The 23,018-nt window shown below is 64.7% G+C and carries 21 protein-coding genes; 9 read left to right on the forward strand and 12 right to left on the reverse strand.

Annotated features, from left to right (window positions below):
* Positions 1 to 76: 76 nt before the first annotated feature.
* From NKI29_RS26755 to hisS, 4 genes are all read right to left on the reverse strand, one after another.
* On the reverse strand, positions 77 to 1,843 hold the full coding sequence (locus NKI29_RS26755; RefSeq protein WP_352457571.1) for an AMP-binding protein: 1,767 nt from the start codon (positions 1,841 to 1,843) through the stop codon (positions 77 to 79).
* 408 nt (positions 1,844 to 2,251) lie between these two features.
* Positions 2,252 to 2,953 (reverse strand): ATP phosphoribosyltransferase, encoded by a 702-nt coding sequence (gene hisG / locus NKI29_RS26760; RefSeq protein WP_352797815.1) that lies wholly within the window; start codon positions 2,951 to 2,953, stop codon positions 2,252 to 2,254.
* Complete coding sequence (locus tag NKI29_RS26765) at positions 2,950 to 4,068, reverse strand: ATP phosphoribosyltransferase regulatory subunit (RefSeq protein WP_352797818.1); 1,119 nt, start codon at positions 4,066 to 4,068, stop codon at positions 2,950 to 2,952. Before NKI29_RS26765 ends, hisG begins: the two co-directional genes overlap by 4 nt.
* 178 nt (positions 4,069 to 4,246) lie before the next feature.
* Entirely contained in the window at positions 4,247 to 5,809 is a 1,563-nt protein-coding gene (hisS, locus tag NKI29_RS26770; protein ID WP_352797820.1) for a histidine--tRNA ligase, read from the reverse strand.
* Between the two features lie 438 nt (positions 5,810 to 6,247).
* Here hisS and NKI29_RS26775 point away from each other — a divergent pair, with 438 nt between their 5' ends.
* Entirely contained in the window at positions 6,248 to 6,499 is a 252-nt protein-coding gene (locus NKI29_RS26775; RefSeq protein ID WP_031213141.1) for a hypothetical protein, read from the forward strand.
* Between the two features lie 4 nt (positions 6,500 to 6,503).
* On the opposite strand, the gene NKI29_RS26780 is transcribed toward NKI29_RS26775, so the two are convergent.
* The gene (locus NKI29_RS26780; RefSeq protein WP_352457566.1) at positions 6,504 to 7,139 is read right to left on the reverse strand and encodes a DNA-3-methyladenine glycosylase I; all 636 of its coding nucleotides are present in this window, start codon (positions 7,137 to 7,139) and stop codon (positions 6,504 to 6,506) included.
* 222 nt (positions 7,140 to 7,361) lie between these two features.
* Here NKI29_RS26780 and NKI29_RS26785 point away from each other — a divergent pair, with 222 nt between their 5' ends.
* Together NKI29_RS26785 and NKI29_RS26790 are read left to right on the forward strand one after the other, a co-directional pair.
* A complete protein-coding gene (locus NKI29_RS26785) occupies positions 7,362 to 8,096 on the forward strand; it encodes a L,D-transpeptidase (RefSeq protein WP_352571602.1) in 735 nt (244 codons plus the stop codon).
* A gap of 261 nt (positions 8,097 to 8,357) precedes the next feature.
* Positions 8,358 to 9,278: a bifunctional 5,10-methylenetetrahydrofolate dehydrogenase/5,10-methenyltetrahydrofolate cyclohydrolase gene (locus tag NKI29_RS26790; RefSeq protein ID WP_352797822.1), complete on the forward strand. Its 921-nt coding sequence runs from the start codon at positions 8,358 to 8,360 to the stop codon at positions 9,276 to 9,278.
* A 166-nt stretch (positions 9,279 to 9,444) separates the two neighbouring features.
* Here the strand turns inward: NKI29_RS26790 and glcF are convergent, their stop codons facing one another.
* The 5 genes from glcF to NKI29_RS26815 all read right to left on the reverse strand — a co-directional run bounded on the left by glcF (position 9,445) and on the right by NKI29_RS26815 (position 15,670).
* Positions 9,445 to 10,773, reverse strand: a complete 1,329-nt coding sequence (glcF, locus tag NKI29_RS26795) for a glycolate oxidase subunit GlcF (RefSeq protein ID WP_352577554.1) — start codon at positions 10,771 to 10,773, stop codon at positions 9,445 to 9,447.
* A 68-nt stretch (positions 10,774 to 10,841) separates the two neighbouring features.
* Positions 10,842 to 11,225: a DUF4870 family protein gene (locus NKI29_RS26800; protein WP_352614815.1), complete on the reverse strand. Its 384-nt coding sequence runs from the start codon at positions 11,223 to 11,225 to the stop codon at positions 10,842 to 10,844.
* Entirely contained in the window at positions 11,222 to 12,478 is a 1,257-nt protein-coding gene (gene glcE, locus NKI29_RS26805) for a glycolate oxidase subunit GlcE (protein ID WP_352797825.1), read from the reverse strand. The genes NKI29_RS26800 and glcE overlap by 4 nt, the downstream gene beginning before the upstream one ends.
* Positions 12,479 to 12,702: 224 nt before the next feature.
* A complete protein-coding gene (locus tag NKI29_RS26810; protein WP_352457562.1) occupies positions 12,703 to 14,199 on the reverse strand; it encodes an FAD-linked oxidase C-terminal domain-containing protein in 1,497 nt (498 codons plus the stop codon).
* A gap of 136 nt (positions 14,200 to 14,335) precedes the next feature.
* Positions 14,336 to 15,670, reverse strand: a complete 1,335-nt coding sequence (locus NKI29_RS26815) for a DUF3422 family protein (RefSeq protein WP_352571607.1) — start codon at positions 15,668 to 15,670, stop codon at positions 14,336 to 14,338.
* Positions 15,671 to 15,981: 311 nt separating this feature from the next.
* Here NKI29_RS26815 and NKI29_RS26820 point away from each other — a divergent pair, with 311 nt between their 5' ends.
* From NKI29_RS26820 to NKI29_RS26830, 3 genes are read left to right on the forward strand one after another with little or no spacing between them, the layout of a single operon-like run.
* Positions 15,982 to 16,785 carry a FadR/GntR family transcriptional regulator gene (locus tag NKI29_RS26820; protein WP_352571608.1) on the forward strand — a complete coding sequence of 268 codons (804 nt, stop codon included), beginning with the start codon at positions 15,982 to 15,984 and terminating at the stop codon, positions 16,783 to 16,785.
* Between the two features lie 56 nt (positions 16,786 to 16,841).
* Positions 16,842 to 17,978, forward strand: coding sequence for an alpha-hydroxy acid oxidase (locus NKI29_RS26825; RefSeq protein WP_352571609.1), 1,137 nt, complete (start codon positions 16,842 to 16,844; stop codon positions 17,976 to 17,978).
* Between the two features lie 38 nt (positions 17,979 to 18,016).
* The gene (locus tag NKI29_RS26830) at positions 18,017 to 18,787 is read left to right on the forward strand and encodes a metallophosphoesterase (protein ID WP_352624704.1); all 771 of its coding nucleotides are present in this window, start codon (positions 18,017 to 18,019) and stop codon (positions 18,785 to 18,787) included.
* Positions 18,788 to 18,815: 28 nt separating this feature from the next.
* Here NKI29_RS26830 and NKI29_RS26835 read toward each other — a convergent pair whose 3' ends face one another.
* Both NKI29_RS26835 and NKI29_RS26840 read right to left on the reverse strand, forming a co-directional pair.
* Positions 18,816 to 18,956, reverse strand: a complete 141-nt coding sequence (locus NKI29_RS26835; RefSeq protein WP_292664785.1) for a hypothetical protein — start codon at positions 18,954 to 18,956, stop codon at positions 18,816 to 18,818.
* 287 nt (positions 18,957 to 19,243) lie between these two features.
* Complete coding sequence (locus NKI29_RS26840; RefSeq protein WP_352797828.1) at positions 19,244 to 19,942, reverse strand: type 1 glutamine amidotransferase; 699 nt, start codon at positions 19,940 to 19,942, stop codon at positions 19,244 to 19,246.
* A 74-nt stretch (positions 19,943 to 20,016) separates the two neighbouring features.
* Here NKI29_RS26840 and NKI29_RS26845 point away from each other — a divergent pair, with 74 nt between their 5' ends.
* The 3 genes from NKI29_RS26845 (at position 20,017) to NKI29_RS26855 (ending at position 22,990) form a co-directional block, all read left to right on the forward strand.
* Positions 20,017 to 20,664: a hypothetical protein gene (locus NKI29_RS26845; protein ID WP_352797830.1), complete on the forward strand. Its 648-nt coding sequence runs from the start codon at positions 20,017 to 20,019 to the stop codon at positions 20,662 to 20,664.
* A 32-nt stretch (positions 20,665 to 20,696) separates the two neighbouring features.
* A complete protein-coding gene (locus tag NKI29_RS26850; RefSeq protein ID WP_352797855.1) occupies positions 20,697 to 21,431 on the forward strand; it encodes a 16S rRNA (uracil(1498)-N(3))-methyltransferase in 735 nt (244 codons plus the stop codon).
* A gap of 185 nt (positions 21,432 to 21,616) precedes the next feature.
* Positions 21,617 to 22,990 (forward strand): glutamate--cysteine ligase, encoded by a 1,374-nt coding sequence (locus NKI29_RS26855; RefSeq protein ID WP_023680466.1) that lies wholly within the window; start codon positions 21,617 to 21,619, stop codon positions 22,988 to 22,990.
* Positions 22,991 to 23,018: the final 28 nt, after the last annotated feature.

Raw genomic sequence — 23,018 nt, forward strand, 5'->3', positions numbered from 1 at the left:
CTTCCGCAAGCCCCTTTTGCAAGCCTCTTCTGGGCAAGCCTCGTCTGCGAACCCTGCGAAAGCCCGAAGCGCGCCCTCACGCCGTCTTCTGCGTCACCAGTCCCAGCTCGTCGACCATCGCCTGGCGCATCAGGAATTTCTGCGGCTTGCCGGTCACCGTCATCGGCAATTCGGTGCGGAAGCGGATATAGCGCGGGATCTTGAAATGGGCGATCTGGCCGGCGCAGAAGGCCTTGATCTCCTGCTCCGTGGTGATCTGGCCGGGCTTCAGCACGATCCAGGCGCACAGCTCCTCGCCATATTTCGGGTCGGGAATGCCGAACACCTGCACCTCCTTGACCTTGGGGTGGCGATAGAGAAACTCCTCGACCTCGCGCGGATAGACGTTCTCGCCGCCGCGGATGACCATGTCCTTGACCCGGCCGACGATGTTGCAATAGCCCTCGGCATCGATGGTGGCGAGGTCGCCGGTGTGCATCCAGCCGTCGACGTCGATCGCCTCGCGGGTCTTCTGCTCATCGTCCCAATAGCCCTTCATCACGGAATAGCCGCGCGTGCAGAGCTCGCCCGGCGCGCCGACCGCGACGGTGGCACCTTCGGCGTCGATGGCCTTGACCTCGACATGCGGATGGACGCGGCCGACGGTGGAGACGCGCTTTTCCAGGGGATCGTCGACGCTGCTCTGGAACGACACCGGGCTGGTCTCGGTCATGCCATAGGCGATGGTCACCTCTGCCATATGCATCAGCGACACTACCTTCTTCATCACCTCGATCGGGCATGGCGAGCCGGCCATGATGCCTGTGCGCAGGCTGGTGAGATCGAAGGAGGCGAACTCCGGATGGTCGAGCAGGCCGACGAACATGGTCGGCACGCCGTAGAGCGCGGTGCAGCGTTCCGTTGCCACTGCCTTCAGGGTGGCGCCCGCATCGAACCCCTCGCTCGGGAAAACCATGGTCGCGCCCTTGGTGACGCAGCCCATCGTGCCCATCGACATGCCGAAGCAATGGTAGAGCGGCACCGGGATGCACAGCAGGTCGTCGACGGTGAGCCGGATCGCCGCGGTGACGAAATTGCCGTTGTTGACGATGTTGTTGTGGGTCAGCGTCGCGCCCTTGGGCGCGCCGGTTGTGCCGCTTGTGAACTGGATGTTGATGGCGTCGTCGGGTTTTAGCCCCGCTGAAATCCGGTCGAGCTTGTCATGCTCGTCGCGGCCGGCCATCGCCAGCACATCGGCGAAATTGAACATGCCCGGCGAATTCTCCTCGTCCATGCGGATGACGGTCTTCAGCGCCGGCAGCTTGTTGGCGTCGAGCTTGCCAGGGGTGGCGTTGGCGATCTCCGGCGCCAGCGTCTCGATCATGCCGAGATAGTCGGAGCTCTTGAATTTGGCGGCGGTGACCAGCGCCTTGCAACCGACCTTGTTCAAGGCATATTCCAGCTCGACCAACCGATAGGCCGGGTTGATGTTGACCAGGATCAGGCCGATGCGGGCGGTGGCGAATTGCGTCACCAGCCATTCCCAGCGGTTCGGCGACCAGATGCCGACGCGATCGCCTTTCTCGAGGCCGAGCGCCAGGAAGCCGGCGGCCAGCGCATCGACCGTCTCCGACAGTTCCTCCCAGGTAAAGCGCTTGTCCTGCTCGACGAAGACGGCGGCATCGAGCGTGCCGTATTTGCCGACCGTATCGGCAAACAGCGCCGGGATGGTCAGGTTGAGCAGCGGCACGCTGCGGTCGCCCGAGACATGCGCCGTGCCGTCGACCGGCGCAATGAACGAACCGCCCTCACGCTTGGAGCGCAAATTGCTGGCATTCTTCAACTCGTCGAGATTGATCGGCATCGCCGTGTCCTCCGCAGACAGAACGAGCCTATCAGCCCGGCGGGGTAGTGGAAATCCCGTCGATGGTACGGTTGGGGTTCGAACGTGAGGGATGGCGCCGAAAATAAAAAACCCGCCACGGCGGGCGGGTCTTCGGGGCCAATTGGCACCATAGCGAGACTAGTAGCATAGCTGCCGGCACAAAGCAAGAACAAAATTGCTGTACGTCAAGAAAATCGCTTCAGGTCGGTGCCAGCGGCCAAGCTGCCAATCTCCCTCCTTGAGGGGGAGATGGCCGGCAGGCCAGAGGGGGTCGTCTCGCGTGGAGCACCTGCCTGTTCTGTCCGTTAGGAGAGTCGCGTCAAGACGTACCGACCCCCTCTGTCGCCTTCGGCGACATCTCCCCCTCAAGGGGGGAGATTGGCGACGTCAGCCTGAATTCACCGATGCCATCCTGGCCGCAATATCGCGCAAAGTCGCCTCGTCGGCCGCCTCGCGCTGCTTCCGCGACGCGACGAGGCAGGCCTGCGAGCGCAGGATGACGCCGTCGGCCAGCACCTTGAGATGGTTGGCGCGCAGCGTCGCGCCTGACGTGGTGATATCGACGACGATATCGGCCAATCCGGCTGCCGGCGCACCCTCGGTGGCGCCCAGGCTTTCGACGATGCGGTAGACCTGGATGCCGTGCTTTTGCGAAAAGAACTGCTGGGTCAGGCGCCAGTATTTGGTGGCGATCCTGAGCCGGCGGCCGTGGCGCTGGCGGAAATCGGCGGCGACGTCGTCGAGGTCGGCCATGGTGTCGACATCGAGCCAGATGTCGGGCACGGCGACGACGACATCGGCATTGCCGAAACCGAGGCGGGCGATGATTTCGGCGCGCGTCTCGCAATCGGCAAGGTTTTCGCGCAAAAGGTCCTCGCCGGTGATGCCGAGATCGACCGACCCCTGGCCGATTTCGCTTGATATCTCCGAGGCGGACAGGAACGCTATTTCGACGCCGTCCATGCCATCGATACGGGCGCGGTATTTGCGCTCGTCGCCGGGCAGGCTGACGGCAAGCCCGGCCTTGGCCAGCACCTCCAGCGCCTGCTCCTTGAGCCGGCCTTTCGACGGGATCGCCAGCGTGATCATGGCGCCGTCTCCCGCAGCGCCTCGATGCGGTCGAGCCAGACGGAAAAACCGACGCCGGGGATCGGCGTTTTTGCGCCGAGCAGCGTCAGCAGCCGGTCGTAGCGGCCACCACCGGCGAGCGGCCGGTCGCCATCCTGCGCCGCGATCTCGAAGACGAGGCCGGTGTAGTAATCGAGCGGCCGGCCGAAGGCGGCGTCGTAGCTGATTTCAGACATCGGCAGGCCGAGGCTTTCGATGGCCGCGGCGCGGGCGGCAAAATTCTCCAGCGCAGCCCCCAGCGAAAGCCCGGCATCGGCGGCAAAACTTTCGAGCGCCCCGGCGGCGCTGTCGAGCGGCACGTCGATCGCCAGGAAACTCTTTAGTGCCGCGAATGCCTCGTTCGACAGCCGTACGCTGCGCAGTTCGGCTTTCTCGATCAGGCGCCGCGCAATCTCGGACGGCGAACGCCCGGCCGTTGCCGACAGCCCGGCCCGTTCCATGCCGCCGGCGACATGCGCCGAAAGGCTGTCGAGATCGCCATCGAGGACAAGGGCGGCGACCGGGCCGGCAAGCTGGCTGTTGCGCGGCGGATTGGCGAGATCGGCAAGTGCTGCTTCCAGCATCGGCGCCGAGCCGAAGGCGCGCGCCAGCCGCATGCGCCAGCCGCGCGGCAGGCCAAGCGCTGCCAGCACCGCTTCAAAAATGGTCTGGTCGCCGAGCGTCACCGCCAGCTCCCGGCCGGGCAGCACCAGCGACAGCAGCGCATGCGCATCGGCCAGCGAACGGGCGTCGGCGGCGGCCGTGTCGCCGTCGCCGAGGTCCTCGATGCCGGCCTGGAAGAACTCGTTGCCGCCCTCGCGGCGCTGGCGAAACACCTCGCCGAGATAGCAATAGCGGCGCGGCGTGCCGGCCTGGCTGGCAATGTGGTCGAGGCAGACCGGAATGGTGAATTCCGGCCGCAGGCAAAGCGTCTGCCCGGTCTCGCTCTCGGTGAGAAAGATGCGGCGCCGCAAATCCTCGCCGGCCATGTCGAGGAACGGATCGGCCGGCTGCAGCACGGCGACCTCGACCGCATGGGTGTTGCGCGCGGCGAAGAGGTTGGTGATGTCGGATGCGATGGCGAGGCGGGAGGTCATGGGAATGTGGAGCGCGAGGCACCCCCCTCTGGCCTGCCGGCCATCTCCCCCTCAAGGGGGGAGATCGGCAGCTTCAGCCTCGGCGTCTTCTCTCCAACGCTTGAGTTTGGCGAAAGCAGGCGCGATATCCAATCTCCCCCCTTGAGGGGGAGATGGCCGGCAGGCCAGAGGGGGGTGCTCACGCGCCACCCTTCGCTCGGTCGGCCGCCTGCGCCGCCAATATCTTCTTCACCTCGGCGACCAGATCGCCTTCCGCCACGGTCACCTGCGCCGGCCGTGCGGCACGCCATTCGGCGTTGTCGGCGATCTCGGCCGACATTTTCGCGCCTTCGATCAGGTCCTTGATCTGCACCTCGCCCTTGGCGCGCTCGTCGCCGCCCTGGATGACGGCGACCGGGCTGCCGCGACGGTCGGCATATTTCAGCTGCGCCTTCATGCCGGCGCCGCCGAGATACATTTCCGAGCGGATGCCGGCGGCGCGCAGCTCGGCCACCATCTTCTGGTAGCGGCCGAGGCTTTCCGTATCCTTGTCCATGGTCAGCACGACGACCGGCGCGATGACATCGGAAATATCGAGCTTGCCGAGGTTCTTCAGCGCCGTCATCAGCCGCGAGACACCGATGGAAAAACCGGTCGCCGGCACCGGCTCGCCACGAAAGCGCGAGACCAGACCGTCATAACGGCCGCCGCCGCCGACCGAGCCGAAGCGCACGATCTGGCCGTCCTCGTTGGGGATCTCGGCCAGCAGCTCGGCCTCATAGACCGGGCCGGTGTAATATTCGAGGCCACGCACGACGGATGGGTCGATGCGGATACGATCCTCACCGTAGCCGCTTTGCGCGACCATGGTTCTTATCTGCTCCAGCTCTGCAAGACCCTCAACGAACGAGGCATTCGTTATGCCGAGATGTTCGAGTTTCCTTTCCTCGACAAGATTGCTGAGCCCTGGGGTGATAGATCCCAGTGTCTGGACAATTTGTTCGGGATCATGCTGCGCCATGACCGTGAAATAGCTGATCACAACATCGATTTGCGCGTTACCCAGCCCGGCACCTTTGGTAAAATCACCGCTCTCGTCCTTGCGCCCGGCGCCCAAAAGCAGACGAACCCCCTCGACGCCCAGCTTGTCCAGCTTGTCGATCGCCCGTAGCACCTGCAGCCGGCGGCCAGCGTTCTCGTCGCCGCCGAGGCCGATCGCCTCCAGCACGCCGTCGAGCACTTTGCGGTTGTTGACGCGGACGACGTAATTGCCGCGCTTGATGCCGAGCGCCTCCATCACGTCGGCCATCATCATCGCCATCTCGGCATCGGCGGCAACGCCCGGCGTGCCGACCGTGTCGGCGTCGAACTGCATGAACTGGCGGAAGCGGCCGGGACCGGGCTTCTCGTTGCGGAACACCCAGCCGGAGCGATAGCTGCGATAGGGTTTCGGCAGGCGCTCGAAATTCTCGGCGACAAAGCGCGCCATCGGCGCGGTCAGGTCGTAGCGCAGCGACAGCCACTGATCGTCATCGTCCTGGAACGAGAACACGCCCTCGTTCGGCCGGTCCTGGTCGGGCAGGAACTTGCCGAGCGCATCGGTGTATTCGATCAGCGGCTGGTCGACCGGCTCGAAACCGTAGAGCTCAAAGACCGAGCGGATCGTCGCCATCATCTTCTCGACGGCGCGCAGATCGTCGGCGCCGCGGTCGACAAAGCCGCGCGGCAGCCGCGCTTTCATCTTTTCGGATTTGTCGGCCATGGGATGGGTACTTTGCTATGTAAACGGTGACTTATTTCGGGTCGGCGTGTCCTACCGATGCAGCCCGGAGAAGGCAAGGGTTTGCGCCTTTTCCGCGATGTCGCGGGACCAGTTGGTTCGCAAACGTCGCGCCGCCCCTCATCCGCCTGCCGGCACCTTCTCCCCGTATAGTGACGGGGAGAAGGGGACTTGTCGCAGCCTCGGCGCTACTTGTGCAACGCTGTGATTGGCGAAACCACCGGCGGAGGCGTCCTTTCTCCCCGTCCCTATACGGGGAGAAATGCCCGGCAGGGCAATGAGGGGCAGCGCAAAGCCATCAGGCAAGGCGACCATCCCCGAAACAAACCGCATCACAAATGAAACAATTGCGCCATGCGCGCGGCATCGTGCCGACACAATCCGGGCCGATAAGCGCGCCGAAACAAGGGGCTCGGGGCCATGGCCACGCTACAGAAGTTCGACATCATCGATAGCGGCGCACGCGACGCCTCGGTCCGGCTGCGGCCGGCCGATGGTTATGCGCCGAAGACGAAGCAAATCGCCGGACCGTTCGAGATCGCGGCGCAACAGCGCAGCGGACCGACGATGCGCGACGTGCTGATGACCGGCCTGCTGGTGATCTATCCGGTGTTCGCCGCGCTGGCGGCCATCCTTGCCGGGTTTTTCCTCGCCGGCGCCGGCGGCGCCTGAGCCGCTATTTCGGCCGCTTGAACGCTTTCCGTTCCGCCTCGACCGGCTCGCGGCAGACGCAGCCCTCGAGATGGTCGTTGACCAGCCCCATCGCCTGCATGAAGGCGTAGACGGTGGTCGGGCCGACAAAGCTCCAGCCGCGCTTCTTCAGCTCTTTCGAAATGCGGACCGAGACGGCCGTCGTCGGATTGGCGCGCAGATGGGCGAGATCGACGATCTCGGGCCGCTCGTGCGGGCCGGGTTCGAACTTCCAGAACCAGGCGGCCAGCGAGCCGGCCTCGTCGATGAGCTCGCGGGCGCGCTTGGCGTTGTTGATGGTCGAAACGATCTTGCCGCGGTGACGGATGATGCCGGCATTGCCGAGTAGGCGCTCGACATCGGCGTCGGTGAAGGCGGCGATCTTGTCGACATCGAAGCCGGCAAACGCCTCGCGGAAATTGTCGCGCTTGCGCAATATGGTCAGCCAGGACAGGCCCGACTGAAAACCTTCGAGGCAGATCTTCTCGAACAGGCGGCGGTCGTCGGCGACCGGCCGGCCCCATTCGTGGTCGTGGTAGTGGAGATAATCCGGCAGGTTGCCGTGCCAGAAGCAGCGGGCGATGCCGTCGGGACCGGCAAGCAGACCTGTCTTTTCATCCATGGCGGAATTCCGTTCGTGTCTTGGCGTTAACGCGTTTTGACGCGGGCTTTACCGCGGCTTTACCAGATTCCTGAACCGGGCGGTAACCACACCAAAAGCTTTACTGACAGATCGGCATTTTACGCATTCCGATTCATGTTTCGGTTGCCGCTTCGCGCCCAATGTCGGCGAAATCGGGGAGGCTTTGCACCCCGGCATGTTCGACGATCAAGGTGCGTTGCGATGAAGACATTCTTGTTCCCCCTGTTCGGCGCCGCGGCCGTGCTTGCGGCCGGCGCCGCCAATGCCAACGACCGCTATGCCGAGAGGCCGCCGGTGGTGGTCAGCCCAGATCTTTCGGCGCCCTGGGTGCTGCAGCTCGGCCATGCGCCGGGCATCGTGCGGCAGAGCCGGCAAGAGGCGCAGCCGCAACGGCGCTACCGGCGGCTGGCCGAACCCGATCAGCTGCGCACCGCAGCGGTGCAGGCGCCGGCCAAGCGCATGGTGATGCGGCCGCAGATCGACCCGATCTATCTGCCGCAGGAAGTCGCCTATGACGGCCCGCAGAAGCCGGGCACGATCGTCATCGATACGCGAGAGAATTTCCTCTATCTGATCGGGAAAAACGGTAAGGCGCGGCGTTATGGCGTCGGCACCGGCAAGCCGGGCTTCGAATGGTCCGGCACCCACAAGGTCACCAACAAGCGCGTCTGGCCGGATTGGCGGCCGCCGGCGGTGATGATCGCCCGCGAAGCCGCCAAGGGCCGTTATCTGCCGACCTATCTCGCCGGCGGCATGGAAAACCCGCTCGGCGCACGCGCGCTCTATCTCGGCTCGACCGAGTACCGTATCCACGGCACCAATCAGCCCTGGACGATCGGCGGCGCGGTGTCGTCGGGCTGCATCCGCATGCGCAACGAGGACGTGGTCGACCTTTACGAGCGGGTCAATGTTGGCACGACGGTTGTAGTGATGTAATCTGCGGTTGACCTCACCGATGATTCTGCTCAGAAGCCTCGGGAGCATTGAATAACGGGGGACGGGCCGTGTGGGGATGCGGCCAGTCACGAAAGGGCAGCGCGGCAAGCCGTGCTGCCCTTTTTGTTTCCGCCAGCAGGAATTGACGGGAAGATTTTGCCGGCACGTCGCGCGACCGGCATGGCGGTTCGCTTTTCGCGCTGCCTTTTCGCGGTTGCTTTGCTATGTGGCGGCTAAAATCCAGATAAAGGCCCCATCCCAATGTCCCTTTCCGATGACAGCCGCTATCTCAGAGGCGGCCCGGTTGCCCAACGCATCATCGCCGGCGTGCGCGAGGACGCGGCGATCGCCACCGCCGAAGGCTTTCCGCCCAAGCTAGTGTCGGTCACCGTCGGCGATACCGCCGCGGTCGACGTCTATGTCCGCAACCAGCGCGCCAAGGCCGGGTTGGCCGGCATCGGCTTCGAGGAAAGGCGCTTTCGCGCCGACATCACCGCCGGCGAACTGGAAGCGGCAATCCACGGGCTTAACGCCGACCCGCGCGTCACCGGCATCATCATCCAGCGGCCGGTGCCGGTGCACATTCCGATCAAGACGCTGCAGGCGGCGGTGCATCCGCTCAAGGATGTCGAGGGCATGCATCCGGCCTCGATCGGCAACATCGTCTACAACCAGCTCGACCTGGCGCCCTGCACCGCCGCCGCTTCGGTCGAACTGCTCAGGGAAACCGGCCTCGACCTCAAGGGGCTCGAGGTGGTGGTCGTCGGCCATTCCGAGATCGTCGGCAAGCCGATCGCGTTCCTTTTGATGAGCGAAGGCGCGACGGTGACCGTCTGTCACCACATGACGCGTTCGGTGGCGGCACACGCACGCCGCGCCGACGCACTGTTCGTCGCGGTCGGCAAACCGCGGCTGATCAAGGCCGACATGGTCAAGCCGGGCGCTGCCGTCATCGACATCGGTATCAATTCGGAGATCGGGCCGGACGGCGAAAGCCGCATCGTCGGCGACGTCGACACCGAGAGCGTCAAGCATGTCGCGTCCTGGATCACGCCGGTGCCGGGCGGCGTCGGCCCGATCACTGTGGCGATCCTGCTGCGCAACACGATGGTGGCCCTCAGCCGGCAGCGTGCCCGCTATCAGGCGACTTATGGCGTAGTTGACAGGCTCGCGGCGGAATAAAGACCCGCAGGCGCCAAGCCCCCTCACCCAGCCTCCGCTTCGCTCGGCTGACCTCTCCCCGAGGGGAGAGGAGATCGCCAGCGTTGGTGCCACCCTCTTCTCCCCAGCGGGGAGAAGGTGGACGCGAAGCGGCCGGATGAGGGGCCTGACGCCCACGACCATCCTGTTACTCAGCCGCAACCAGCTTTTCTTCCGGAACGCCTTCCGGCTTCGGCCCGCCATAGGCCCAGGCGAGCAGCTTTATCGTATGCACCACCGGCAGCTTGGCGGCAGAAGCGATCTGGGTGATGCAGCCGATATTGCCGGTGGCGACGATTTCGGCACCGGTCGCCTCGATATTCCTGACCTTGCGGTCGCGCAGCGTTGCCGAAATCCCGGGCTGCAGGATGTTGTAGGTGCCGGCCGAACCGCAGCACAGATGCCCTTCGCGCGGCTCGCGCACGACGAAGCCGGCACGGACCAGAAGCTCCTTCGGCTGGCGGGTGATCTTCTGGCCGTGCTGCATCGAGCAGGCTGAGTGATAGGCGACGATGGTGCCCGGCTTGCGGACCGGCTCGGGCAGGTCGAGGCTTGCCAGATATTCGGTGATGTCCCTGGCCAGCGCCGAGACGCGCGCGGCCTTGTCGGCATAGGCCGGATCGAGACGCAGCATGAAGCCGTAATCCTTGATGGTGGTGCCGCACCCGGATGCGGTGATGACGATGGCGTCGAGTCCGCCCTGCTCGACGGCGCGCGTCCAGGCGTCGACGTTCCGTCGGGCCGACGCCAAGGCAGCGTCCTCGCGCCCCATATGATGCACCAGCGCGCCGCAGCAGCCCTCGCCCTCGGGCACCACGACCTCAACGCCAAGCCGGGTCAGCAGCGAAATCGTCGTGTCGTTGATGCCGGGATCGAGCACGGATTGCGCGCAGCCGGTGAGGATGGCGACGCGGCCATTTTTCTTCGCGCCCTGCCCGGCATGGACGCCCGGCGAGGCCATCGGCGAGACTGCCGGGACCGACGCCGGGGCCAGCTTCAACATCGCACCCAAAGGCTTCAATGCCTGGATTTTCTCAAACAGGCCGGCGAATGGCTGGCCGAGCTTCGCCAGCTTGAGCGCCGCGCGGAAACGCGAGGGGTAGGGCAGCACGAAGGCCAGCATGGCGCGTGTCAGGCGATCGGCCAGCGGACGCTTGTAGGTCTCCTCGATATGGACGCGGGCGTGGTCGACCAGATGCATGTAGTTGACGCCCGACGGGCAGGTGGTCATGCAGGCGAGGCAGGACAGGCAGCGGTCGATATGGGTGACGATCTGCTTGTCGGCCGGCCGTCCGTTTTCGAGCATGTCCTTGATCAGATAAATCCGGCCGCGCGGCGAATCCAGTTCGTTGCCGAGCGTCACATAGGTCGGGCAGGTGGCGGTGCAGAAGCCGCAATGCACACATTTGCGCAGGATCTTCTCCGATTCCGCGACATGCGGATCGGCGAGCTGGGCAGCTGAGAAATTGGTCTGCACGTAAACGAATCCCTACCGTTTGAGCATGATCTTTTCCCAAAACCAGTACCCACTTTTGGGGATCATGCTCATAATCCCAGAAACCAGCTTTCCGGGTTCTTGACCGCCTCGCCGCGCTGCAGCGCCTGCAGGCCAAGAATGCAGCGGGCGATGAACCAGACCGCGACGGCAACCATCAGCACGACACCGATGACCACGATCATCAGCAGCGCCGAGATCAGTGCATAGAGCAGGCCGATCCAGAAGGTGCGGATCAGGAATGTGTAATGGCTCTCGACGAAGCCGCCGGCCTTGCCGCGATTGATATAGGCCAGGACGATGCCGACAATGCCGCTGACGCCGATGGCTAGGCCGGCGAGATAGAGGATGTAGATGACCAGCGCGTTGGTCGGGCCGGGCTCCAGCCAGCGGTCGGTCTGGCGTGACGTACCGTTTTGGCCTGGATCGCTCATTGTGCTCCTCCCTCGGTTGCCGGCGCGAGAGTAGCAGAGCTTGCGCCCGGCGCCATACGGCCGGGATTGAGGATATTCTTCGGGTCGAATTCGGCCTTCAGCCGCGCCGACAGTGCTGCCAGTTGCGGCGCTTGCGGTTCGAACACCGGTACGGCGGCGCGGTGCGAAGGGGTTGCGCGCACCAGCGTCGCATGGCCGCCGCCATGTCTTCTGATCAGGCCGCGCAACAGGCCAGCCTCGGGATCGTCCTGCTGCATGCGCAGCCAGATCAGCCCGCCCTGCCAATCGTAGAAGGCATCGACCGGGGCCTGCATGCGCAGCGCCAGCACCATCTGGTGGCCCCGCGACGGCGCCATCGAGACGCGCCACACCGGCCTTTCGCTGCCATCGGCGAACGGCGCGGAGTCGCGGACATCGCGCCAGACCGAGTACGAGACCGAACCGGAAATCTCCTGCAGCGGCCCCGCGTTTTTCAGCAGGTCTTTCAGCGCGGCGATGCGATAGGCGACCGACGGGCCGAAACCCTCGATGCGCAGCAGCGTCGCGGCATCGCTGCCGAGACTGCCGCCGGCGACCCTAGCTGCGACCCGTTCGGGAAGATGGGCAGCGCTCGACACTTCGGCGCTGGAACCCAGCGCCAGCGCCATGGCGGCGGCGGCGTGATCGTCGAGCAGGCCGCGGATGGCGAGCGTGACTTCGGTCTCGGCAGCAGGCAGCACCTTGAAGGTGACGTCGGTGAGCACCGCCAGCGTGCCCCAGCTGTTGGCCATCAGCTTGGACAGATCATAGCCGGTGACGTTCTTGACGACGCGGCCGCCCGACTTGAAGGCCTCGCCGCGCCCGGAAACGGCCGCTATGCCGAGGATATGGTCACGCGCAGCACCCACCTTCAGCCGGCGCGGGCCGGAAAGGTTCGCGGCGAGTGCGCCGCCGATCGTGCCTCGCGCTGGCTCACCGCCGAGCAGCGGGCCGTAATCCATCGGTTCGAAGGCAAGTTGCTGGCCGTTTTCGGCAAGCAGGCTTTCGATTTCGGCCAGCGGCGTGCCGGCTTTTGCCGACAGCACCAGTTCGGCCGGCTCGTAAAGCATGACGCCGGAGAGTTTGGAAAGGTCGAGCGTATGCTCACTCTGCTGCGGCCGGCCGATGCAGCGCTTGGAGCCGTGGCCGAGGATTTCCAGCGGTGCGTCTTCCGCCGCGGCCCAGGCGACGGTGGAGAGGACCTCGGCTGCGATGGTGGGGACGAAGGTGGTCATGAGGCGGATGCGCCAATGGCAAATGCAAAGACGTCGCGTTCCTTCGCGCCCCCCTCTGTCCTGCCGGACATCTCCCCCTCAAGGGGGGAGATCGAACGTCGCGTCTGGCTTCGCCAATCGTCAATATTGAAAGAAGGCTGAGGCGTGCAAGCTGCCAATCTCCCCCCTTGAGGGGGAGATGTCCGGCAGGACAGAGGGGGGTGTTCAAGCGCCAACATACCCACTCAAAACCTCGGAATGTCCGGAAACGCCACTTGCCCGCGATGCACGTGCATCCGCCCGAGCTCGGCGCATCGCCTCAATTGCGGGAAGACCTTGCCGGGATTCAAAAGATGGTTGGGGTCGAAGGCGCATTTGACGCGCATCTGCTGGTCGAGGTCGATCTGGTTGAACATTTCCGGCATCAGGTCGCGCTTCTCGACGCCGACGCCGTGCTCGCCGGTCAGCACGCCACCGACCTTGACGCAGAGCCGCAATATGTCAGCGCCGAAACTCTCTGCCTTGTCGAGTTCGCCCGGCACGTTGGCGTCATAGAGGATGAGCGGGTGCAGATTGCCGTCGCCGGCGTGGAAGACATTGGCGACGCCGAGCCCGTATTTCTCCGACAGCTCGCGCATGCCGGCGAGCACGCGCGGCAGTTCCTTGCGCGGGATGGTGCCGTCCATGCAGTAGTAGTCGGGCGAGATGCGGCCGACCGCCGGGAACGCCGCCTTGCGGCCGGCCCAGAAGCTCAGCCGCTCCTGTTCCGACTGCGACGTGCGGCATGTGGTCGAGCCGTTCCTAAAAGCAATGGCTTCGACCAGGCCGATCAGGTGGTCGACCTCGACACCCGGCCCGTCCAGCTCGACGATCAGCAGCGCCTCGACATCCAAGGGATAGCCGGCCTGGACGAAATCCTCGGCGGCGTGGATGGCCGGACGGTCCATCATCTCCATGCCGCCCGGAATGATGCCGGCGCCGATGATGTCGGCAACGCATTGGCCGGCCTGCTCGCTGGTCGGGAAACCGATCAGCAGGGCACGCGCCGTCTCCGGCTTCTTCAGGATGCGTACGGTGACCTCGGTTACGACGCCGAGCAGTCCTTCGGAGCCGGTCATGACGCCGAGCAGGTCGTAGCCTTCCGCGTCGAGATGGCTGCCGCCGAGGCGCACCACCTCGCCATTCATCAGCACCATCTCGATGCCGAGCACATTGTTGGCGGTGAGACCGTATTTCAGGCAGTGCACGCCGCCGGAATTTTCCGCGACATTGCCGCCGATCGAGCAGGCGATCTGGGAGGATGGATCGGGGGCGTAATAGAAGCCCTCCTGCTCGACGGCGGTGGTGATGCCGAGATTGGTGACGCCGGGCTGGGCGACGACGACGCGGTTCTGAAAATCGATCTCGAGGATGCGGTTGAAGCGGCTCATCACCAGCAGCACCGCGTCTTCGAGCGGCAGCGCACCGCCGGAGAGCGAGGTGCCGGAGCCGCGCGGCACGACGCGGATGTTGCGGTCGCTGCAATATTTCAGCACCCGCGAGACCTGGGGCACGGTTTGCGGCAGTACAACGACGAGCGGCAATTGCCGGTAGGCGGTGAGCCCGTCGCTCTCGAAGGCGCGCATGGCATTGGCGGCGTCGACGACACCCTCGCCCGGCACCATGATGCGCATATCGGCGACGATCTCGTCGCGCCGGCGCATCGTGGCGTCGTCTGGTTTCGGCATGGCAAGGCCGGACATCGACAGCCTCCTTCGATCGACTGGTAAAAATCTTTTACCAGCGACGGTGGTCGCTTGCAAATGCCGCTTTGGCCGGGATGAGAGGCCTATGGCCGAGACAGCCTTCCGCAGCGGCAATCTGCCGCTGCGCCCCACACTACTCGCCCGGCTGCTTGCCTGGTTCGGAGTGCATGCGGCGGACGCGGCGCACGCCCCACCAGACGAGCACGATGGCGAGCGGCACCGAGGCGGCGGTGACCATTTCCGGCGCGAAGGCATGGCCGAAGATCGAGGCGCCCTTGGCGACGTAGCCGATGAGGCCGACGACATAGTAGGAAACCGCGGCGACCGAGAGCCCCTCCACCGTCTGCTGCAGCCGCAATTGCAGGCGGGCGCGATTGTTCATCGATGCCAAAAGATCGCGGTTCTGCTTCTCGACCTCGACGTCGACCCAGGTGCGCAGCAGTGTGGTGGCACGGGTGAGCTTCGTCGACAGGTTGGCCTGACGCTCCTCGACCGAACGGCAGGTACGCATCGCCGGCGCCACGCGGCGCTGCAGAAAACCGCCCCAGGTGTCGTAGCCGGGCACCGCCTCTTCGTCGAGCGCCTCCAGCCGTTCGCGCACGATGCCGTCATAGGCGCGGCTGGCGCCGAAGCGGTAGAGGCTGGAGGCGGCATCGGCCTCCAGCTCGGCGGCCAGTTCGGTCAAGTCGGCAAGTAGCGTCTGGCTGTCGCGGGTCTCGGCGACCTTCATTTCCAACGTTGTCTGGGCCAGCCTGTCTTCGATGCGGCGGGCGCGACCGGACAGCGTCAGGGCCAGCGGCAGCCCAAGCATGGCCAGCGTGCGGTAGGTCTCGATGTCGATCAGCCGCTGCGACAGTGCCCCGGTGCGCGCCGGGGTCAGGCCGCGGTCGAGCACCAGCATTCGGGTCAAGCCGTCGCCATCCTGACGGAAATCGGTGACGATGGCCGCGTTGCCGCGCTCGACCAGCGAATAGCACAGGCTGGTCGGGTCGAAGCCGGCGATCAGTTTTTCGTTCGCCGGCGTCCATTTGCGGATCTCCAGCCTGATGCCGGAAATCACCGTGCCCGGCGGCGAAAACCCGTTGCCGAAGGGTGTGTCTTCTTGCCCCCTGCCGTTTTCGGCGAGCGGGCCTTCCCAGAGATAGGTCGAGAATTCCGTGTGGCGTTCCCAACGCAGCGAGCCCTTGCCCCATTTCATCGCGTGGTGGCGGGCGTGAGGGTCGGGCGCGGCAATGCCGAGGCGTCGCGACAATTCGGAAAGCACGGCCTGATCGATCCCGGATCCAGCTTCGGTCATGAAGGAAAGCTGCACCAGCACGCGCGGCTTTTCGACCAGCGGCTGCGGCCGGGCGTGGACCTCGCCGAGCGCGCCCGGCCGACCTTCATGCGCCGGAAAGCCCATGACGGTGCCGCCCACGGCTTTGGCGCGCAGCTGGAATTCGAGGTTGGAAGGGTCGGCGTCTGGCACGGCTGGTCCCCCGGGCTTCTGTGAGCCCTTTGGCAATGATGTCCCTCTAGAGCGGTCCATCGTTTCACGGAAACGGCGAACCGCTCTATCTCTTTGATTCTGCGCAATTCCGGACGGAAAACCGTTTCACACTTTTCCTGGTTGCTCTAGAGGCAATCTCCAGAGGGCGCAAACAGCCAGTTTAGCTCAAGCTGATATGAAGCCGCGGCTATGAAACGGACCCGGCCCCGGCGAATTGGATAAATAATTTGACCAGTTGGCGACGCTGGCTTTATCTTGCGCGACATCGGTTCAACCCCCAGGCATCCCGTTTGAGCGACATTTTCTCCCGGATCGAGCATTCGCGCACCGCCGACGAGGTGGTGCAGCAGATCGAGAGCCTGATCCTCGAAGGCGTCCTGCGCACCGGCGACCGGCTGCCGGGCGAGCGCGAACTGGCGCGCCAGTTCGAGGTGTCGCGGCCGATCCTGCGCGATGCCTTGAAAGCCTTGGAAGGGCGCGGGCTGTTGACGACACGGCCAGGCGGCGGCACCCATGTCGCCGATGTCATCGGCCAGCTGTTCACCAAGCCGGTGACCGACCTGATCTCGATGCATCGCAAGGCGGTGACCGACTATCTGGAGTACCGCCGCGAGATCGAGGCGGTGGCGGCGGAATATGCGGCGCGCCGTGCCACATCGGACGATCTGGCGCTGCTCGACCGCATCATGGCACGTATGGACGAGGCGCACCGGACCGGCAATTTCGACGACGAGGCGGAAATCGACGTCGAGTTCCACCACGCGATCTGCGAATGCGCGCACAACATCATCCTGCTGCACACGCTGCGCTCCTGTTATCGGCTGCTGTCGGAAGGCGTGTTCCAGAACCGGCGGCTGGTGTTCAACGTGCCGGGCGCGCGCGAGACGCTGCTTTCGCAGCACCGGGCAATCTACACGGCGGTCAAGGCCGGCGATCCGGCTGCGGCGCGGCAGGCGGCGATGGACCACATCTCCTACGTCGAACGATCGATGGCCGAGGCCGAGCGCAGCGGCGACTGGCAGCGCGTGTCGCGGCTGAGGCTCAGGCAGCGCTCCGAGCCCGGTGGCGGTGAGCCGGCAAGAAAACAGCCGTAGGCACCGCCCAGAAAATTCAACGACGAACCAGCGAAGAACCAGCGGAAAAAAGATCCATGAGCAGCATTCTCACCATCGCCGACCTCAAGGACCTGGCGCGCCGCCGCGTGCCGAAGATGTTCTTCGACTACGCCGATTCCGGCGCCTGGACCGAAAGCACCTACCGGGCCAACGAAGAGGACTTCCAGAAGATCAAGTTCCGCCAGCGCGTGCTGGTCGACATGGACAATCGCTCGCTGGAATCGACCATGATCGGCGAGAAGGTGGCGATGCCGGTGGCGCTGGCGCCGACCGGCATGACCGGCATGCAGCATCCGGACGGCGAGATGCTGGCGGCGCAGGCTGCGGAGGAATTCGGCGTGCCGTTCACGCTGTCGACGATGAGCATCTGCTCGATCGAGGATGTCGCGTCGGTGACCAGGAAGCCATTCTGGTTCCAGCTCTATGTGCTGCGCGACAAGGATTTCGTCTTCGATCTGATCGACCGTGCAAAAGCGGCGAAATGCTCGGCGCTGGTGCTGACGCTCGACCTGCAGATCCTAGGCCAGCGCCACAAGGATATCCGCAACGGGCTTTCGGCGCCGCCGCGGATGACGCCGAAGCACATCTGGCAGATGGCGACCAGGCCGCGCTGGTGCGTCGGCATGGCCGGGACAAAGCGCCGGAGCTTCCGCAACATCGTCGGCCATGCCAAGGGCGTCGGCGACCTCGCCTCGCTGTCGTCGTGGACGAAGGAGCAGTTCGATCCGCACCTGTCGTGGAAGGACGTCGCCTGGATCAAGGAGCGCTGGGGCGGCAAGCTGATCCTGAAAGGCATACTCGACAAGGACGACGCGCTGATGGCGGCCAGGACGGGTGCCGATGCGATTATCGTTTCCAACCATGGCGGCCGCCAGCTCGACGGCGCCTCGTCGTCGATCATGGCGCTCGAAGAGATCGCCGACGCCGTCGGCGACACGATGGAGGTGCATATGGACGGCGGCATCCGCTCCGGCCAGGACGTGCTCAAGGCGCTGTGCCTCGGCGCCAAGGGCACCTATATCGGACGGCCTTTCCTGTACGGCCTCGGCGCGCTCGGCAAGGAAGGGGTTACCAAGGCGCTGGAAATCATCCGCAAGGAGATGGACATAACGCTGGCGCTGTGCGGAAAGCGCCTGGTCACCGACATGGGCAAGGATCAGCTTCGGCGCTAAAGTCCCGTGACGGCATGATCATGGAGGCGACGCAGGCATTGACGGAGCCCGGCATCAGTTTCTACGAGGCGCGCGGACCGCAAGGCATGCGCCTTTACGCGATCGGCGATGTGCACGGCCGGCTCGATTTGCTGACCGCCATGCACCGGCGGATCGAGGCGGAGCTCAGTCAAAGACCGTCGGCCGATTGGCGCGTGATCCATCTCGGCGACTATGTCGACCGGGGCCCGGACTCCAGGGGCGTCATCGATTTCTTGATCGACGCGCAAAGACGCGATCGGCGTCACCTGATGCTGGCCGGAAATCATGATCTCGGCTTCCTCGATTTTCTCGATGTCCCCGATCCGGACGGGCTGTTCATGCGCTATGGCGGCATCCAGACGGCGCTATCCTATGGCGTGTCGCTCGGTGGGGGCAGCGCCTGGTTTGGCCGGGCCGATGCGGCATTGCGGCAAGGCCACGCCGCACTGGTCGAGGCGGTGCCGCAGAACCATGTCGAGTTCCTGCGCTCGCTGCCCTTTTCGGTGACCTTCGGCGACTTCTTCTTCTGCCATGCCGGCATCCGGCCCGGCGTTGCGCTGGAAAGCCAGAGCCGGCAGGACCTGATCTGGATCCGCGAGGTCTTCCACGACCACGCCGGTCTTCATCCCAAGATCGTGGTGCACGGCCATACGCCGGTGCCCAAACCCGAGATCACCGGCAACCGCGTCAACGTCGACACCCTCGCCTGGCAATCGGGAAACCTCACCGCGCTCGTGGTAGACGGCGCTGACAAGCATATCCTGACAGTCACGGGTGAGCGGGCGTAGGTAAGGCGTGGAGTTATGTGCAGAGGGTCTAGCGAAGCGCGGCGGTGACGCCGTAGCCGTCAACGGCATTGTGGTCGTTGGCCGCGTCGGCGGAATAAATGCCGAGGCCGCACAAGACGATGGCCGACAACATGACAAAGGACAAAAAGGCTGCTTTCACGGACGTCATCTCTTGTTGAGCTTCCTGCATCTAGGCACGAGCGGGTTACCAATGCGTTGAAACGCAAAATACGTCGCAAATGTCGGACGGTTTCGAGCTTCTAGGCATGTTCTGTATCGGCGGTGTGTCGCGCGGGTCACAGGAAAGGTTCATCGCGGTTGCACGCAAGATGCAGAGCGCGCGCCTTTTAGGCTGGCGGACAGACACAGGCCAAGGATGAAACGCGTTATCCCCGGCGGATTTGCCGCCGCGTGCCAAATATGCAACGTCGCCAAATACGTTGACTATATGGGCCGTCAGATCGTCGCCACCCAGGCGCGGGCGATGGCCAGGCCGGCGGCATCGGCTTGCGGTCCGTTGCGGGCCATTTCGTCGTCGAGCCGGACGGCCCAATCCGGATGGCGTTCGGCGATCAGCGGTGCGAAGGACGTACTCCAGTCGCGAACCATCGGCCGGTCCGCTTCGAAATGAAACTGGAAACCATAGACGGCGCGGCCGATGCGGAACGCCTGGTTCTCGGCGACGGCATTGCCGGCCAGCCGAACGGCAGTCTCGGGCAAGACAAAGGTGTCGTCGTGCCATTCGAAGATCGGGAATTTTTCAGGCAAAGCGGCGAGCACCGGATCGGCCTGCGCCGCCGCGGTGAGCGCGACCTCGTGCCAGCCGAACTCCGACGCGCCGCCGATCTGGTTCTCGCCGCCAAAGGCGCGCGCGACCAACTGGCTGCCGAGGCAGATACCAAGCACCGCGCGATCCCTCTCGGCAAAGTCGCGCGTCAGGTCGAGCAGGCCCGGAAAATAAGGACAGAGCTCGTCGTCCAGCGCATTCTGGGCGCCGCCGAGCACTACCATGGCGTCATGCCCGCCGCTATCTTGCGGCAGCGCGTCGCCGCAGTAGGGACGGCGCAGGTCGATATCGACGCCCGCCTCGACAAGGGCCGCGCCGATCTGGCCAAGGCCCTCATTGTCGAAGTTCTGGACAACCAAGACCCGCATCGAAACCTGCTGACATGAAATTGATGCAACGAGCGATATCATGGCACCAGCATTGCAGCCAACAGGGAACGCCTATGCCACTGCAAAACCGGGTCGACCCGTTCGGCGCCATCCATGCCGTGCCGGAGCGCGGCCTGTTCATGGGCAATCGCGGCATCATTCACGACCCCGAGACGAGAACGCTGTTGAGGAAGCGCTGGGCGCTGCAAGCCTGGATCATCTGCGTCTGCGAATTCGGCAACGTGCGGCGCGAGCCGATGGGGCGCAACCGGGCTGGCGGCAAGGCCGGCTGGACCGAGCTGTTTTTCCTCGACGAGGTGACGGCACTTGCCGCCGGCCACCGTCCCTGCTTCTTCTGCCGGCGCGAGCGGGCCAGGGATTTTGTCCGGCGTTTCGGCGACGCCTTCGGCATTGCCGAGCCACGCGCGCCGCAGCTCGACAAGCGCCTGCACAAGGAGCGCCTGGCCCCGGGCGGACGAGCGACGAGACTGAAACCGGAAGCGCTTGCGGACTTGCCTGACGGCACGATGATCTCGTCAGGAAACAGGGCGTACGCCCTGTTTGATGGCGCCGCGCTGCCCTGGAGTTTCGGCGGTTATGGCGAACCGGTGGGGTTCGGCGGTTTTACCGACAGTCCAATCCGCCTGCTCACGCCAGCGACAACTGTTTCGGTGCTGCAGAAAGGCTACGAGCCTGTCTGGCATCCTTCCGCCGAGGCTTGACGCCGAGGGTGACGTTGCCGCATTCCTCGGCGATGCGCGCCAATTACAAGATGCAGCGGCTGTTCGTGCCGGACGGGCTTGGACCGGACATCGAGTTCGACGTCGGCCCGCAGCAGAGCCATTATCTCTCGCACGTGCTGCGGCTCGGCGAAGGCGCCGAAATTCTGGTCTTCAACGGCCGCGACGGCGAATGGTCGGCGGCGATCGCCGCGAAGTCGAAGAAGGCGTTGCACCTGAAGGTGATGAAGCTGCAGCGCTCGCAGCCGCCGCTGCCCGATCTCGTCTATTGCTTCGCGCCGCTGAAGCAGGGGCGGCTCGACTACCTCGTGCAAAAGGTGGTCGAGATGGGCGCCGGCATCCTGCAGCCGGTCATCACCCAGCATACGCAGGTGGCAAAGCCCGGCATCGAGCGCCTGCGCGCCAATGTCGTCGAGGCGGCCGAACAATGCGGCATATTGGCGGTGCCGGAGCTGCGCGAAGCGGAAAGATTCGAGCGCCTGCTGGCGGACTGGGACCGCGAGCGGCGGCTGATCTTCTGCGACGAGGATGCATCGACCAACAATCCCCTGCCGGCATTGCAGGCGGTGCGGGAGAGAAAGCTCGGTCTGCTGGTCGGACCGGAGGGCGGCTTTTCCGACGAGGAACGCAGGATGCTGAGAGCGCTGCCCTTCGTTACCGCGATTCCGCTCGGGCCGCGCATCCTGCGAGCGGATACGGCGGCGGTGGCGGCACTGGCGCTGATCCAGGCGACAATCGGCGATTGGTGATCAATTCCAATTACCCGCTGGCTCAGGATTTTTCGCTTGATCGGCTACTGACATTTCGTCCATCTAGCGCCGGCAGTGGCCGCGTGTCCTTTCGGGCGCGCAAAGGACGCTGTAGCATTTGATTGGGCACCTGATCCCTTCCGAAAATCGAAGCCGATTTTCAGGGTCATGTGCGGAGGGCTCCTATGGCGCGCGATACTACCGATTTCCGGCCGATCGAAGGCGTCGACGAACTCGTCGAGCACCTGGCCGAAGGCAACAAGCCGCGCGACAAATGGCGCATCGGCACCGAGCACGAGAAATTCCCGTTCTATGTCGACGGCAATGCGCCGGTGCCCTATGGTGGCGAGCGCGGCATCCGCGCCATCCTCGAAGGCATGCAGGACAAACTCGGCTGGGACCCGATCATGGATGCCGGCCGCATCATCGGCCTGGTCGAGCCGACCGGCCAAGGCGCGATCTCGCTGGAGCCAGGCGGCCAGTTCGAGCTGTCCGGCGCGCCGCTGGAGACGATCCACCAGACCTGCCGCGAAGGCAATGCGCATCTGGCGCAGGTGCGCGAGATCGCCGAACCGATGGGCATTCGTTTTCTCGGCCTTGGCGGCAGCCCGAAATGGTCGCTGGCCGAGACGCCGAAGATGCCGAAATCGCGCTACGAGATCATGACCCGCTACATGCCCAAGGTCGGCACCAAAGGTCTCGACATGATGTACCGGACCTGCACGATCCAGGTGAACCTCGACTTCGAAAGCGAAGCCGACATGCGCCGCAAGATGCAGGTGTCGCTGAAGCTGCAGCCGCTGTCGACGGCGCTGTTTGCCAACTCGCCCTTCACCGAAAGCCGGCCGAACGGCTTGCAGAGCTGGCGCGGCGAGATCTGGCGCGACACCGACAATCAGCGCTCCGGGCTGCTCGAGTTCTGCTTCTCGCCCGATTTCGGCTTTGCCGATTATGTCGAATGGGCGCTCGACGTGCCGATGTATTTCGTCATCCGCGACGGCCAGTACCATGACATGACGCACATCACCTTCCGCCAGTTCATGGCGGGCGCCGCCCGCAACGAACTGCCGGACGGGCTGCCGACGATGGGCGACTGGGCGAACCATCTGTCGACGCTGTTCCCGGACGTGCGGTTGAAGCGCTTTCTCGAAATGCGCGGCGCCGATGGCGGGCCGTGGCGGCGCATCTGCGCGCTGCCGGCCTTCTGGGTCGGGCTGCTCTACGATGCGGCTGCGCTCGACGCGGCCGAGGCGCTGACCTCGAGCTGGAGCTACGACGAAGTGCTGGCAATGCGCAACGCAGTGCCGGAACAGGGCATTTCGGCGCCCTTCCGCAACACGACATTGCGCGAGATCGCCCGCGACGTGCTCGTCATCTCGCGCATGGGACTGAAGAACCGCGGCCGCAAGAACCGCGACGGCTACGACGAGACGTCGTTCCTCAACACGCTGGACGAGGTCGTCGCGCGTGGCACCACCAGCGCCGAAGAGATGCTCTCGGCCTACCACACACGCTGGGGCGGCTCGATCGAGCCGGTGTTCATGGAATACGCGTATTAACGCTTCGCTATCCGCTTGGCCGATGGTC

Source organism: Mesorhizobium sp. M0678, assembly GCF_040320505.1.
Lineage (GTDB): Bacteria > Pseudomonadota > Alphaproteobacteria > Rhizobiales > Rhizobiaceae > Mesorhizobium.